The organism is Coprococcus sp. BIOML-A2 (assembly GCF_009875795.1).
Classification (GTDB): Bacteria; Bacillota; Clostridia; order Lachnospirales; family Lachnospiraceae; genus Coprococcus; species Coprococcus aceti.
Window position 1 is genome coordinate 739,082 of the sequence record NZ_WWSI01000001.1, and the last position, 14,694, is coordinate 753,775.

Annotated in this window: 15 protein-coding genes; 13 read left to right on the forward strand and 2 right to left on the reverse strand. The window is 45.0% G+C overall.

Annotated features, from left to right (window positions below; all coding sequences use genetic code 11):
* Positions 1–37 precede the first annotated feature (37 nt).
* The 12 genes from aroD (at position 38) to GT575_RS14890 (ending at position 10,375) form a co-directional block, all read left to right on the forward strand.
* Entirely contained in the window at positions 38–808 is a 771-nt protein-coding gene (aroD, locus tag GT575_RS03280) for a type I 3-dehydroquinate dehydratase (RefSeq protein WP_022217433.1), read from the forward strand.
* A 157-nt stretch (positions 809–965) separates the two neighbouring features.
* Entirely contained in the window at positions 966–2,012 is a 1,047-nt protein-coding gene (gene rsmH / locus GT575_RS03285) for a 16S rRNA (cytosine(1402)-N(4))-methyltransferase RsmH (RefSeq protein ID WP_161171479.1), read from the forward strand.
* Between the two features lie 63 nt (positions 2,013–2,075).
* Positions 2,076–2,231: a hypothetical protein gene (locus GT575_RS03290; protein WP_158565907.1), complete on the forward strand. Its 156-nt coding sequence runs from the start codon at positions 2,076–2,078 to the stop codon at positions 2,229–2,231.
* A gap of 207 nt (positions 2,232–2,438) precedes the next feature.
* Positions 2,439–3,467 (forward strand): aldo/keto reductase, encoded by a 1,029-nt coding sequence (locus tag GT575_RS03295; protein WP_022217435.1) that lies wholly within the window; start codon positions 2,439–2,441, stop codon positions 3,465–3,467.
* Positions 3,468–3,626: 159 nt separating this feature from the next.
* Complete coding sequence (locus GT575_RS03300) at positions 3,627–5,273, forward strand: aminotransferase class I/II-fold pyridoxal phosphate-dependent enzyme (RefSeq protein WP_161171480.1); 1,647 nt, start codon at positions 3,627–3,629, stop codon at positions 5,271–5,273.
* A 94-nt stretch (positions 5,274–5,367) separates the two neighbouring features.
* Entirely contained in the window at positions 5,368–5,991 is a 624-nt protein-coding gene (tmk, locus tag GT575_RS03305; RefSeq protein ID WP_055146089.1) for a dTMP kinase, read from the forward strand.
* 69 nt (positions 5,992–6,060) lie between these two features.
* Complete coding sequence (locus GT575_RS03310; RefSeq protein WP_015534369.1) at positions 6,061–7,053, forward strand: DNA polymerase III subunit; 993 nt, start codon at positions 6,061–6,063, stop codon at positions 7,051–7,053.
* Positions 7,053–7,961: a PSP1 domain-containing protein gene (locus GT575_RS03315; RefSeq protein ID WP_015534368.1), complete on the forward strand. Its 909-nt coding sequence runs from the start codon at positions 7,053–7,055 to the stop codon at positions 7,959–7,961. Before GT575_RS03310 ends, GT575_RS03315 begins: the two co-directional genes overlap by 1 nt.
* Positions 7,936–8,856 carry a tRNA1(Val) (adenine(37)-N6)-methyltransferase gene (locus tag GT575_RS03320; protein WP_161171481.1) on the forward strand — a complete coding sequence of 307 codons (921 nt, stop codon included), beginning with the start codon at positions 7,936–7,938 and terminating at the stop codon, positions 8,854–8,856. Before GT575_RS03315 ends, GT575_RS03320 begins: the two co-directional genes overlap by 26 nt.
* A gap of 78 nt (positions 8,857–8,934) precedes the next feature.
* A complete protein-coding gene (gene rsmI, locus GT575_RS03325) occupies positions 8,935–9,774 on the forward strand; it encodes a 16S rRNA (cytidine(1402)-2'-O)-methyltransferase (protein ID WP_161171482.1) in 840 nt (279 codons plus the stop codon).
* Positions 9,775–9,971: 197 nt separating this feature from the next.
* Positions 9,972–10,184 (forward strand): helix-turn-helix domain-containing protein, encoded by a 213-nt coding sequence (locus tag GT575_RS03330; protein WP_015534366.1) that lies wholly within the window; start codon positions 9,972–9,974, stop codon positions 10,182–10,184.
* 38 nt (positions 10,185–10,222) lie between these two features.
* Complete coding sequence (locus GT575_RS14890) at positions 10,223–10,375, forward strand: hypothetical protein (RefSeq protein WP_015534365.1); 153 nt, start codon at positions 10,223–10,225, stop codon at positions 10,373–10,375.
* 188 nt (positions 10,376–10,563) lie between these two features.
* On the opposite strand, the gene GT575_RS03335 is transcribed toward GT575_RS14890, so the two are convergent.
* A complete protein-coding gene (locus tag GT575_RS03335) occupies positions 10,564–11,676 on the reverse strand; it encodes a DUF6688 domain-containing protein (protein WP_022217440.1) in 1,113 nt (370 codons plus the stop codon).
* 31 nt (positions 11,677–11,707) lie between these two features.
* Positions 11,708–12,841, reverse strand: coding sequence for an alanine racemase (gene alr / locus GT575_RS03340; RefSeq protein ID WP_022217441.1), 1,134 nt, complete (start codon positions 12,839–12,841; stop codon positions 11,708–11,710).
* Positions 12,842–13,237: 396 nt separating this feature from the next.
* Here alr and mgtE point away from each other — a divergent pair, with 396 nt between their 5' ends.
* Positions 13,238–14,632 carry a magnesium transporter gene (gene mgtE / locus GT575_RS03345; RefSeq protein ID WP_022217442.1) on the forward strand — a complete coding sequence of 465 codons (1,395 nt, stop codon included), beginning with the start codon at positions 13,238–13,240 and terminating at the stop codon, positions 14,630–14,632.
* The last annotated feature ends 62 nt before the right edge of the window (positions 14,633–14,694 follow it).

The following is a 14,694-nucleotide window of genomic DNA, read 5'->3' on the forward strand; positions in this document are numbered from 1 at the left end:
GCGTGCAGGGAAAATGTGAAAAGGGCAGGAGGCAGTGATGAAGGTCGTTAATGTGAAGAATGTGGCGATAGGAGAGGGAATGACTAAGATCTGTGTACCTCTGGTAGCTCCGACGGATTATGATGTGGACTATCAGTTGAGGATCATAGCGAAGTCGGAACCAGACATGGTGGAATTCAGAGCGGATATGTACGAGAAGTGCTTTGACAGAGAGGCACTTATGAAGACTCTGGCGAAGATCCATGATAAGCTGGGGCAGTTTCCTATTATATTTACATTCCGAACAAAGGGCGAGGGTGGCTGCATGGAGGCAACACTCAGCCAGTATCACGACCTTCTTATTGACGCTATAGACAGTGGATATATAGACATCGTGGATATAGAATATTTCTCCGACATGGAGATTGTGGATGAAGTCATAGCGGAGGCTCATTCCAAGGGCGTGTATGTCATAGTGTCCAATCACGATTTCAAGACTACTATACCTATGGAACAGATAGTTGACAGATTTAAGTCCATCATATTCACAGGTGCAGATATAGCCAAGATAGCCATGATGCCTGAGGAGGGATCGCAGGTCGTAGATATGATGCAGGCTGCAAAGGAACTGCAGGATAGTGGAAATCAGACCCCTCTCATAGTTATATCCATGGGTGAACTTGGTGTGGAGACAAGAACCACAGGAGAGATGTATGGCAATACGATATCATTTGCCACAGCGGGCATACCTTCCGCCCCTGGACAGATATCTGTGGATGCACTCAGGAGCCAGCTCACCATGATACATCACATTATAGCTGGTAAATAATAATAATTATATGATGCTATTATTCTGGAAGTCACGGATGAATGCCGTGGCTTCCATTTTTTTAGTGTTGTGTGGCTTGTTTCGCAGATATATGGTATTATGACATAAATGTTCCGGGGCCTTGTATGGCAGACGGCGGCTAAGGAGATAAGAATATATGGAAGAAAAGATACACAAGAGGAGAGTGCACTACAGTGGCACCCATCCGAAGAGGTTTGAGGAGAAATACAAGGAGCACGATCCTGAAAAATATGCGGATACGATAGAGAAAGTCATAAGTAAGGGAAGTACCCCGGCAGGGATGCACATTTCAATATGTGTAAATGAGATACTGGATTTCCTTCAGATACAGCCGGGACAGCAGGGGCTTGATGCGACACTGGGCTATGGTGGACACACAAGGCGTATGCTTGAGCAGCTCCATGGAGAGGGGCATATGTATGCTCTGGATGTTGATCCTATAGAGATAGTGAAGACGAAGCAGAGACTGGCGGAGGCCGGCTACGGTGAGGATATACTCACGATAAAGCAGACAAATTTCAGGAATATCGACCAGGTGGCAGAGGAGGCCGGGGGATTTGATTTTATCCTTGCGGATCTCGGAGTGTCTTCCATGCAGATAGACAATCCAGACAGGGGATTCACATACAAGTTTGATGGACCACTTGATCTGAGGCTTGATCCGGAGAAGGGTGAGTCGGCGGCGGAGCGTCTACGAGAGGTTTCGTATGAGGAACTCGTTGGGATGTTCCAGGAGAACTCGGACGAGCCTTATGCGGAGGAGATCGCCACGGTCATCATGAAGAGAAACCGAACTAAGAATTATGTGGAGACCACCACGCAGATGAAGGATGCCATCGAGGAGGCATTGGCATTTGTGCCGGAGAAGGACAGAAAAGAGGCTGTAAAGAAATCCTGTCAGAGGTGTTTTCAGGCTCTGCGAATAGATGTGAACAGTGAGTTTGAGGTTTTGTATGATTTCCTTGACAAGCTGCCGGATGCGCTCAGACCTGGTGGAAAAGTGGCGATACTGACATTCCATTCAGGTGAGGACAGACTGGTAAAGAGAGCGTTCAAGGCGGGAGCGAAGGCTGGTGTTTACAGCGAAGTCAGCAAGGATGTCATCAGACCGTCAGCGGAGGAGTGCGCCCGCAATCCGAGAGCAAGATCGACGAAGATGAGATGGGCTGTAAAAGCAGAATAAAGGACACAGAAAGGCGACATCGTCTGTATATCATGTTAATATGATGACAGGGGATGTCGCCTTTTGGACATATGTTTCAGATGTATTGTGGCTGACTATTTCATAGGAGTTGAGGCAAGTGAGATGAATGTGAGCTGCGCCTGTGATGGCATACAGGCAGAGGAAATGCTCTATGAGAATCGGTATGATCTTTTTTCGGTGGAGATAAGCTCCCAGTAAATGCGTAACAGGCATATAGAGGATAGTAAAAATGTCCAGGATAATTTAGGCAGAACATTTATAGAAATCATAATAAAATTTTCATATATAATACAAAAATATTCATATTTTTTTGATGTAATAGGTATGATATACTTCAAAATGTAGTGATAACTTGCATATATAAAAAGAAACCATCGTAAGGATAATTTTAAGAGAGGTATCAATATGGGAGATTATAAGGCAGCAGAGAATAGATATAAGAATGTTGAAGGTACAGGATTTTACAGACATTGCGGCAAGAGCGGTCTTATGATGCCGCCTCTGGCACTTGGACTCTGGCACAACTTTGGAACAAATGACGATTACGAGAATATGAAGAAGATGTGCTTTACCGCATTTGACAACGGAATAACACATTTTGATATAGCAAACAACTATGGCCCGGTGTATGGAAGTGCAGAGGAGAACTTTGGAAAGATACTCAGAGAGGAACTGGGTGCGTACAGGGATGAGCTGATAATCAGCACTAAGGCCGGATTCGATATGTGGGAAGGCCCTTACGGCAACTGGGGCAGCAGAAAATATCTCATAGCAAGTCTTGACCAGAGCCTTAAAAGACTTGGCATCCCATATGTGGATATATTCTATCATCACAGAATGGATCCGAACACTCCACTCGAGGAGACCATGGGAGCATTGGCGCAGATAGTGAAGAGTGGAAAGGCACTTTATGTCGGACTCTCCAACTATGACGGACCTACCATGGCAAAGGCGGAGCGCATACTTGATGAGCTTCATGTGCCATTTGTGATAAATCAGAACAGATACAGCATACTGGACAGATCTGTCGAGAACAATGGGCTTCTGAAGCAGACATACGCATCAGGCAAGGGACTCATATGCTTCTCGCCTCTGGCACAGGGAATGCTGACAGACAGATATCTGAAGGATATGCCGGCGGACAGCAGGGCAGTGAAGGACGGAAGATTCCTTCATGAGGATCAGGTGCTTGAAACTAGACCTCTCCTCAACCAGTTAAATGAGATCGCAGCCGGATATGATATGAAGCTATCAGAGCTTGCCATCGCATGGCTGCTGAACAAGCCGGAGGTCACAACAGTGCTGATCGGTGCTTCAAAGCCTGAGCAGATCATCAGCAATCTCAAGGCTGTTGAAAAGCAGGCACATACAGTCATGACCGATGACGAATTACAGAAGATCGAGGATGCCGTTGCAGCATTTGAAAGATCATAAAATAGGCAAAACTTTTTTTATACCCCCTCGCAGGAGAAGCCGGATAGAGCTTCTCCTGTTTTTTATATCTGTGCAGACGTTGGGAGAAGTCTGTGCTGTTACAAATACATAAAAGTATGGTATTATATCACACAGAATCTATGTTACGGAGAAAAACTGGTGAAGGAATATATAAATGAAGCACTTGAAAAATATATAGAGAAGGGTACATACCCGTGGCACATGCCTGGGCACAAGAGACAGCCGATAGAAGCCGTCCAAAATGTTGATAACATTTCAAAATCCCGGGAAAACTTCTGGAACGGGGTGTATGCACATGATTTCACTGAGGCTAAAGATCTTGACGACATGCATGAGCCGGAGATGTTCATAGCGGATAGTATTGCCGAGATGAAGAAGGTGTATGGAACATTTGCAACATATATGCTGGTGAACGGTTCCACATCCGGACTTATGACAGCTATACACGCCACCTGTCACAGAGGAGACGTGATACTTGCGGCAAGAAACTGCCACAAGGCGGTGTACAACGCTATCTGTATGTTGGAGCTTGAGCCCGAGTATATAGTGCCGGATTATGTGAGTATGAGCTGGCCTGACGGTGTGGGTCAGAATGAAGTCGGAGCAATATCGAATGGAATGTCAGATGATGGAGAAGATGAATGCGAAATATCGCAAATGATGGCTCCAGGCGATGAAGATGATCGTGAAATGTCAGAGAGGACAGACATACTGGGTGACATATCGCCGGATAAGCTGGAGCTTGCTCTTAAGGAATTGGTAGCAGATGGCAGAAAGCCAAGAGCGGTGATAATCACATCGCCGACATATGAGGGTGTCATATCTGATATAAGAACCATAGCTGGGATAGTACACAGGTATGGAATATATCTCATTGTGGACGAGGCACAGGGAGCACATCTGAACTTCATGGAAGGACATGAGACCGCCATGCAGCAGGGCGCGGATATTGTCATCGAGAGCCTGCACAAGACCATGCCGGCACTCACACAGACATCACTTCTTCATGTGATGAATCCTGAGCTTGATGAGAGGGTTAGAAGATATCTGCAGATATTCCAGACATCTTCGCCTTCATATATATTTATGCAGAGCATGGAGAAGGCAGTTGCATTTGGCGCAAATAACAGAGATGGATTTGCCAGGTATGGGCGGAGGCTTGAGGCATTTGCCGGGAAATGTGATGGGCTCAGAAATATACGGCTGTTCAGACCTGATGCTTCCTCAGTGAAAAATGATGAGATCTGTAATGCGTGTAAAGTGTTCGACCGTGATGAGGGCAGGCTGGTATTTGTCGTGAGACCGGGAACTGTAGACGAGTCGGGACAGAAATTTACAGGGGTTATGCTTGCTGAAATTCTGGCGGACAGGTATGGGTTGATTGTTGAGATGGCATCGGTGAGTTATGTCATTTGTATATCATCTGTTGTGGACAGTGCAGACAGTTATGATATACTATTTAATGCGGTGGCTGAGATAGACGGGAACCTTGGCTATGAGCCGGATAAAACAGACCGGCAGGAGCTGGATATCATATCCGGCAGAAGGTCAGCTATGCCGCCGGGAACCGCGTGGGACAGACCAGTGGAGAGCGTGCCGATTGAGGGTGCGGCTGGAAAGGTGTCGGGGGCATTTGTATATGCATATCCGCCGGGAATACCTGTGCTGGCGCCGGGAGAGATCGTTGACCGGCAGGCGGTGAACGGAATAAAGTCCATGATAGACAGCGGACTTAATGTGGCAGGAGTCAATGACGGTTATATCAAAGTGCTGTGCGGAGAATGATATGTAGCATTATGATCTGGAAGGTTTGATAAGAATCACAATATAAATATGAAAGGTGTACATGTGCAGGAACAGCATATGGCAGGGTTAGGATATGAAAGGAATATTTATAACTATAGAGGGCCCGGACGGAGCGGGCAAGACCACACAGAGGGAGCTGCTTAAGGAATATCTGGAGAAGAAAGGCTATGACGTGCTGATAACCAGAGATCCGGGGGGAAATCCCATAAGTGAGGCGATCCGTGAGGTTATATTGAACAAGGATTTTACAGAGATGGGATATATGACTGAGCTGCTTCTGTATGCTTCGGCGAGAGCCCAGCTTGTGAAAGAGAATATCAAGCCTGCACTGGATGCCGGTCAGGCGGTGATTGCAGACAGATTTGTGGACTCATCCGCTGTGTATCAGGGAATCGGAAGAGGACTCGGAGTTGACACGGTGTATAAGGTAAATGAATTTGCACTTCAGGGAATCATGCCGGATATGACATTCCTCATGGATCTTGACGCCCAGGAGGGAATATCCAGAAAGAAGAACCAGGCTGAACTTGACAGAATGGAGAATGAAAAAATGGAGTTCCATCAGAAGGTCGTGGATGGATACCGCATGCTTGCGGATATGCACACTGAGAGAATAGTGAAGATAGACGCTACTTTACCTATTGATGAGATTCATGGTATAATAGTAGGGTATGTAGAGAAGAAACTTAATCTTTAATATATTTTGATTTTGGAGAAGGTCAGAATAGACATACAGAAAAAATTAATTGTAAGGGGGTTGGTATATATGATAGATTTCACAGACATAATCGGACATGAGGACATAATACGCCACTTCAAGAGCAGCATTGAGCTGGGTAAGATATCCCAGGGCTACATCATCAATGGCGAGACAGGAAGTGGAAAAAAGACCCTTACCAGGGCGTTGGTCAAGACTCTCCAGTGTGAGGAGGGCGGTACAGAGCCATGTAATCATTGTAAGTCATGTCTTCAGTGTGAGACGGGAAATCAGCCTGATATCGTGTGGGTGACCCACGACAAGCCAAATGTGATCTCGGTTGAAGAGATACGTGATCAGGTGAATTCTGATATTGATATCAAGCCTTATAGCAGCAGATATAAGATATATGTTATAGAGGATGCACAGCTTCTGAATGTGAATGCACAGAACGCTTTGTTAAAGACGATCGAGGAAGCTCCGTCCTATGCAATAATCATACTGCTCACCAACAATCTTGATAAGATGCTTCAGACTATACAGTCCAGATGTATAGTGCTGAATGTGAAGCCTGTCAGAGAACATGATATACTTGATTATCTCATGAACGAGCTCAAGCTGGACAAGCAGAAGGCTGACTTCTGTATGGATTTTGCCCAGGGCAATCTGGGAAAGGCCATCAGGCTTGCAACTAGTGATGAGTACAAGGAGATCAAGGAAAATGTGGTGAAGTTCATGAGACATATAAGTGATATGTCGGTTGATGACATGATATTTGCCATTAAGAATATGGAGCTGTACAAGCTCAAGGTAAGTGACTACATCGATCTGATGATGATGTGGTACAGGGACATTCTTATGCTCAAGGTGTCCAATAACCCGGGCCGGTTGATGTTCAAGGAGTATTATTCTGATATAAGAAAGCAGTCCTCACACATCAGCTATGAGGGTATAGAAAAGGTACTCAAGTCTATGGACAAGGCCAAGGTCAGACTTGAGGCGAATGTCAGCTTTGACATTGTCATGGAGCTTATGCTCCTAACCATGAAGGAGAATTGTTAATGAAAGAGATTATAGGAGTTCGTTTCAGACCAAACGGTAAGATATATTATTTTGATCCACAGAACTTTGAGGTCGAGGCCGGCAGTTTTGTCATTGTCGAGACCGCAAGGGGTGTGGAGTACGGCAAAGTGGTTCTGGGAAGACGAGAGGTAGAAGAGGGCAAGATAACGGCGTCACTCAAGCCGATCATAAGAATTGCCACAGAGGATGACACCAGAAGATACGAGGATAACAAGAAGAAGAGCAAGAGAGCATTTGGCATATGTCTTGAGAAGATCGCAAAGCATAAGCTGGACATGAAGCTCATCGAGGCTGAGTATACATTTGACAACAATAAGGTGCTGTTCTACTTTACAGCAGACAGGAGAATCGATTTCCGAGAGCTGGTAAAGGATCTGGCATCTGTGTTCAAGACAAGAATAGAGCTCAGACAGATCGGTGTCCGCGATGAGACCAAGATGGTTGGCGGAATCGGCATATGTGGAAGGGAGCTCTGCTGTAACAAGCATTTGTCGGAGTTCGTTCCAGTATCAATCAAGATGGCAAAGGAGCAGAACCTGTCACTGAATCCTACTAAGATATCCGGTGTGTGCGGAAGACTTATGTGCTGTCTGAAGCATGAGCAGGACACTTACGAGTATCTGAATGAGAAGCTTCCGAATGTAGGAGATTTCGTCAGGACCATAGATGGCAACAAGGGCGAGGTCATGTCAGTGAACGTTCTCCGGCAGAAGGTTAAGATCGTGGTGACAGACAAGGATGACAACAAGGAAGTTATGGAGTATCCTGTGGCTGAACTCAAGTTCAAGCCTAAGAGAAGAAAGAATTCAGAGAGACTCAGCGCTGAGGAGTACAAGGCACTTGAGGCATTGGAGGACAAGGGTGGAAAGTCCAAATTTGACGATTAGACCGGAAGTGGTTATAAAATCCTGTGAGAGGATAGATGACCTGCAGTGCAAGGGTTATCAGATCATACAGAACAGCGGAATGTTCTGCTTTGGGATGGATGCTGTGCTGCTGGCAAACTATGTGAGATTTAAGCGCGGTGGCAGATATCTGGATCTCGGAACGGGAACAGGTATCATACCTATACTTCTTGCTGCAAAGGAGTATGGGGATGAAACTCTTACCAGAGATGAGAGACTTGCTGGTTTGAATGCCGATGATTATAGATCCTCACATGATTGTATTGCCGTAGATGGAGTTACTAATTCGGATGCAGGGGTGAATCAGCAGCCTGGCGGTAAAATGGCAGATGGAGCACGGTTTATAGGCATAGAGCTTCAGCCTGCATGTGCGGACATGGCGGCAAGGAGCGTGAGCCTCAATGGGCTTGACGGTTTAGTGCGAATAGATAACGGAGATATAAAGGAGGTCTCTTGTAACTACAAGAAGGCCTCCTTTGACATAGTGACCTCAAATCCGCCATACATAAAGGGCAGTCACGGTCTGGAGAATCCGGATGCACCTAAGAACATAGCGAGACATGAGGTACATGTGACATTGGATCAGGTGGTGGCGGCGGCAGAGTATGCCCTTAAACCCGGCGGAAGCTTCTATATGATACACAAGCCGTTCAGGCTTGCTGAGATATTTGAATGCCTGCATGAGCACAGGCTTGAGCCAAAGAGGATGCAGCTTGTACATCCATACATAGATAAGGAGCCGAACATGGTCATAGTGGAGGCCGTTAAGGGTGGCAACTCCATGATCAAGATTGATCCGCCTATGATAGTCTACAAAGCTCCGGGAGTGTACACGGAGCAGCTGCTTGCGACGTATGAAGGCACGGCAAAGCGGTAACAGGCAACGGCTGCAGCATGAAAGTGAAAAATGTTGTAAACACCCTAATGTACATATTACAGATAGTGAGGTTTATATATGGCAGGCAAATTATATCTGGTGGCAACACCCATAGGAAATCTTGAGGATATGACATATAGAGCCGTCAGGGTTCTTTCCGAGGTGGATGTGATAGCGGCGGAGGATACGAGGAACAGTATCAAGCTGCTCAATCATTTCGAGATCAAGACTCCCATGACGAGTTATCATGAATACAATAAATACGACAAGGCGAAGGTTCTCGTTGAGAAGATGCAGCAGGGACAAAGCGTTGCAGTTATCACTGATGCCGGAACTCCGGGTATATCTGATCCCGGGGAGGAGCTTGTGAGACAGGCTCTTGCCGCAGAGCTTGAGGTTACACCGGTGCCGGGGGCGTGTGCATGTATATCGGCGCTCATCAGCTCAGGACTTTCGACCAGAAGATTTGCATTTGAGGCGTTTCTGCCGTATGACAAGAAGGATAGAACAAGAGTGCTTGAGGAGATGAAGCGAGAGACGAGGACTATGGTGATGTATGAGGCTCCACACAAGCTGAAGAAGACTTTGGCGGAACTCATGGAGGCTCTCGGTGACAGGCATATAACACTTGCCAGAGAGATCACCAAGAAACATGAAACCATAGAGCCTATGATGCTCTCTCAGGCGATAGCTCGTTACGAGGGGGAAGATCCGAGAGGAGAATTCGTCATAGTGATAGAAGGGCTTGATGTGAAGAAGCTTGAGGAAGAGAAGAAGAGCTCGTTCGAGGCTATGTCCGTGGAGGAACATGTCCAGACGTACGTTGATCAGGGTATGTCCAAGAAGGATGCGATCAAGCAGGCAGCTGTAGACCGCGGAGTCCCTAAGAGGGATGTGTATAATGCGGTGATGAAATAGAAAACGGAGGTAGATTGGTGTCAGGTGCGGATAAACAAAAGTTTATCTGTACCTGACACTTTTTAATTTTTATGTAATATGGCGAAAAACAACTTGCATATACACAATGCGTATGATAATATAAATGTGCAATATACGCAACGCGGGCACAAAAGTAACATGCTAACGGGAGATATGTAGTCAAAGGAGAGTGCGATATGGACAGTAAAGACTATCTAGTAGAGCTTAGAGAAAGCACTGGTATGACCAGAAAGGAGTTTTGTGAGTATTTCGAGATACCATATAGGACAGTTCAGGATTGGGAACTTGGAAACCGCAAGATGCCGGATTATCTCTTGCGTCTGATGGAGTACAAGATCAGGATGGAACAGGGAATAAAGGATGGAAAAGAGCTTGAAAACAACAAATAAAGCCGCTATACTTCAGATAAAGAAAGGCGGTGGAAAGGATGGAAGAAATGCAAAATCAGGAGTTATGTATTTTACTTGATAGTATCCTCGCACTACTTGAAACGAACAATGAGGATAAAGCAAAAGAGATTATAAGAAACGCAATAAAGAGAATAGATAAAGGATCGACATCCAGCTCGAAGGAAGAGTAGGTTGAACAGAAAAGAGGGGGTGCACATGTCGAAAATTGGTGTCAGGTGCGGATAAACAAAAGTTTATCTGTACCTGACACTTCTTGCTTAAAAATCTCCTTCATTTCAGATTTATCTCCATCATTTTATCAATAAATGATGGAGATAATAATAGACATGATGGAAATAACACTCCCCATATTCACACCTTATCTTTTGAATTGTAAAACATACTGGTTTCTTATTCTCTGTTCCGGTCTGACATCAACCAGATATAAGAATAATAAAAATATCCATTCCAATGGTTTCATTATAATATAAACAACATCTGCTCTAAGAGGATTTGTTATGAGTTTCGACAGTGGATAGCCGTATGTATCATATATGTGGCGAACCATCCTGTGAAAACTTGGAAATTTTATCTGAATCACTTCTTCAAATGCGTTGGCAATACATAATTGCCTGTTTACAATGATCGTTGCACCTCTCCTGCTTCCAAATCTAAGCGGTTTCACAACTTTTTTGTGCCCACCGGCGGCTACCGTACAAAGATAATGTCCTTCGTAATCTGATGGCGGTGGTGGTGTCTGCTTTGAAAATGTCCAATCTGCAGTATCTGTAAATGCCTTAATCGGAGCATCCAGTCCCTGACCAATTAGGACAAATATAATCTCGATAATTGCCACAACCAAAAACAGTGCAACAAAAATTACAAAGGTGTACCTGGATAAGCTGTTAATGATATCGTAAAATTTCTTGAAACGTATATTGTTATCCTGCGCTGCTGCTCTGTTTTTAAAGATTTCTACCTGTTGCAGCGTATGTCTCTGAATTGCTCTTGCAGATAACAGCAATATGTTGAAATGATAAACATAAAATGACAATTCTAAGGGATTATTGATATTTTTAGATAACTGAACAGCAAACGTAATCTGCAATATATTAAGCAGGATAATAAAGGAAATTGCAGCCGCGGATACTAATGGCGGCAGTCGGTCTGCATTTATGTATAACAACACAAAATATGCAGCAAATCCTAATAAAGCAACCCAGGAAATTCCCCAATACCCGGAAGAAATCACATAGTGAAATTGCATAGTATTAACCTGTTCATACCAGTCGCCGGCTATATCATACGTTATCGCAAACAGCATCAGATATAACAGGCCGCCAACCAGAACGGTTACGGTTGAGATAAGCTTTTCCTTTTTTGGTTTGGCAGAAAAACAATTGTAAATATTCCAGACTGTTAAAGTTCCGGGTATAACAAATGCGACTATACCGAAAAATAAAAATATTAATATGTCGTTCAAATGAAACATTTACAAATCTCCCTTTCCCCAATACTGCCGATCAGATATCCCCATTTATATACACCCTCGGAACCCTTACCGATATGTTGCACACGATCACATCCACATTCGTGTCAAGCATATTTGCCATGTCCTCGATGGACATGCCCTCACCGAGAAGGGTTACAGTGTCGCCGCGCTGTACATCCGGGATGTCTGTGACGTCCGCCATGCACTGATCCATACATACGCGTCCGATGATCGGCGCCTCATGACCATTTATGATGACCTTGCCCTTGTTGGACAGGTAACGGCTGTAGCCGTCTGCAAATCCTACCGGAAGTGTGGCGATCTTTGTAGGTCTTTCAGTGACAAAAGTTCCGCCGTATCCAATCTCAGATCCGGCAGGAACCTCCTTCACCATGGCAACGTATGTGTACCAGCTGAGGATCTCCTGAAGTCCTGAATTCTTCCAGTCAAAATCATCAGAAGGAGTGAGACCATAGAGGATATCACCGCATCTGACTGCGTCGAGCTGTGCCTCAGGCAACATCAGTATGGCAGGGCTGTTGGCTACGTGGTGCTTTGGTATGACAACCCCCATTTTCTCAAGTTCATTTACGGCGTGGAGGTATAGGTCAAGTTGCTTTCTTGCACTTGTGTGATCCCCCTCATCTGCCCTTGCAAAATGTGTAAATATACCTGTTACGTTCAGGTCATCCATCTCGCAGATCTTCTTTATAGTGTCAAATGATTCCTGACATACCGGGAATCCTATTCGGTTCATACCGGTGTTCAGCTTTATCTGGACATTCTGTTTCTTGCCGGCTCTTCTTGCAGCGGCAGCCATGTTCTCAGCACCCTCCATTGAAAAGACAGTGAGATCAAGGTCGTACTTTGCGGCCTCATCCAGCATGTCATCTGCTGTATCGCCAAGGATAAGGATAGACTCTGTTGCCCCCGCGTCCCTGAGCATCTTTCCCTCTTCCCAGATGGCAACGGCGTAGCTGTCTATGCCACATTCCTTGAGTGTCGGGTAAAGTCCTGCAATGCCGTGGCGGTATCCATCGCCCTTCATGACTGCGATAAATTCAACACCCGGTTTCAGTCTTGATTTTATGTTGGCAATATTGCTCCTGAGCTTTGCCAGATCTATAACTGCTGCAGTTCTTCCTGCAAATGGTCTGTTATTCATAGTCATTCTCCTGTTTTACAACTGTCAAATTATAGTAACCATGTAATTATATTTTTATTTGTTGAATGAGTCAACATGTGTGTTATGATGTTGTCAAAAGCCACGCAGAATATATATTTTACAAAGCTTATGTTTATTTCTGTTTGGTGTCATGTTATTATACCTAAAAGGAAAAAACAAAGGAGGCGAAAAATATGGACAGTTGTGATAGTCATGGTCGAAGTACATATAACGATGAAACAGACCCGGATTATCTTCAGGTGTCTGTATAAGCGCTTTTTATATATGGTCTAAGTCTGTCCATCGTTAAAGAATGTCGCAACAAAGCAGTAGAGTTTGCGTAGCATTTGCTACGATGGTTTTTTATGCCCTTTTTAGGGAGAATGGAGGCTTAGAATGACGAAAGAGATATTAAAGGAATCAACATTTGCGCAGGATATCGTAACGATAATAAGAAGTGGTTATGACCGGGAACAGCTTGTTGACAGGCTGAAGGATTACCACGAGAAGGACATTGCACAGAGTCTGGAGCTGCTGACAAATGAGGAGAGAAAATCCCTGTATGACAGTCTTGATCCGGAATGGATATCCAACATTTTTTCATATATAGAGGAACCGGAGGAGTATATACAGGAGCTGGGTATAGGCAGGCTGGCAGAAGTCATAAATGAGATGGATTCGGACGACGCTGTCGATCTTCTGGAGGATGTGGATGAGAAAGTCAAGAATCAGCTGCGTCCGATACTTGACGAGGATCTGAAGGCGGATATCCGTCTCATAAATTCCTACGATGATGATGAGATAGGAAGTCTTATAACCAACAATTATATAAGCATATCGAGAAATCTGACCATACGTCAGGCCATGCACGAGCTTGTACAGCAGGCGGGAGAAAAAGACAATATATCAACACTCTACGTGGTTGACGACGAGGGAAGGTTCTGCGGCGCCATAGATCTGAAGGATCTCATAATTGCCAGAGAGCATGATGAGCTGGACGATATAATCATTGATTCCTATCCGTATCTGATAGATCATGAGAAGATATCGGAGTGCATAGAAGATATCAAAGATTATGCGGAGGATTCCCTCCCTGTGCTGAACGGCGAAAAAAAGATAATCGGTATCCTTACTGCACAGGATGTCATAGAGGCAGTGGACGATGAAATGGGTGATGACTATGCCAAGCTGGCAGGTCTGACTGCGGAGGAAGATCTGAAGGAGACAACATTTGAAAGCATGAAAAAGCGCATGCCGTGGCTCATCATACTGCTGTTTCTGGGCATGGGAGTGTCCACGGTTGTCGGAGCATTTGAAGGTGTGGTGGCGGTGTTGCCGATCGTCATGTGTTTTCAGTCTCTGATTCTGGATATGGCGGGCAATGTCGGCACACAGTCCCTTGCGGTGACGATCCGTGTGCTCATGGATGAGAATCTGACAGGAAAGGAAAAAATGTCGCTCGTGGTCAAGGAGATGAGAGTTGGATTTGGAAACGGCCTGATCCTAGGAGCGTTGTCATTGATCTTCCTTGGGGTATATATCGGTGTGTTCAAAGGTTTCACTATGGGAAAAGCGTTTATGATATCTGGCTGTGTTGGTGTATCACTGCTAGTGGCAATGGTAATATCAAGTCTGGTTGGAACCCTTGTACCTATGTTCTTTCACAAGATCAAGGTTGATCCGGCAGTGGCATCCGGCCCGCTCATCACCACGGTAAATGATCTTGTGGCGGTTATCACATACTATGGACTTGCGTGGCTGCTGCTCATACAGTGCATGCAAATTGTATAGAGATATATAGCAGAAAATATTCGGGACAGCACCACTTTATAACAGTAAAGTGGTGCTGTCCC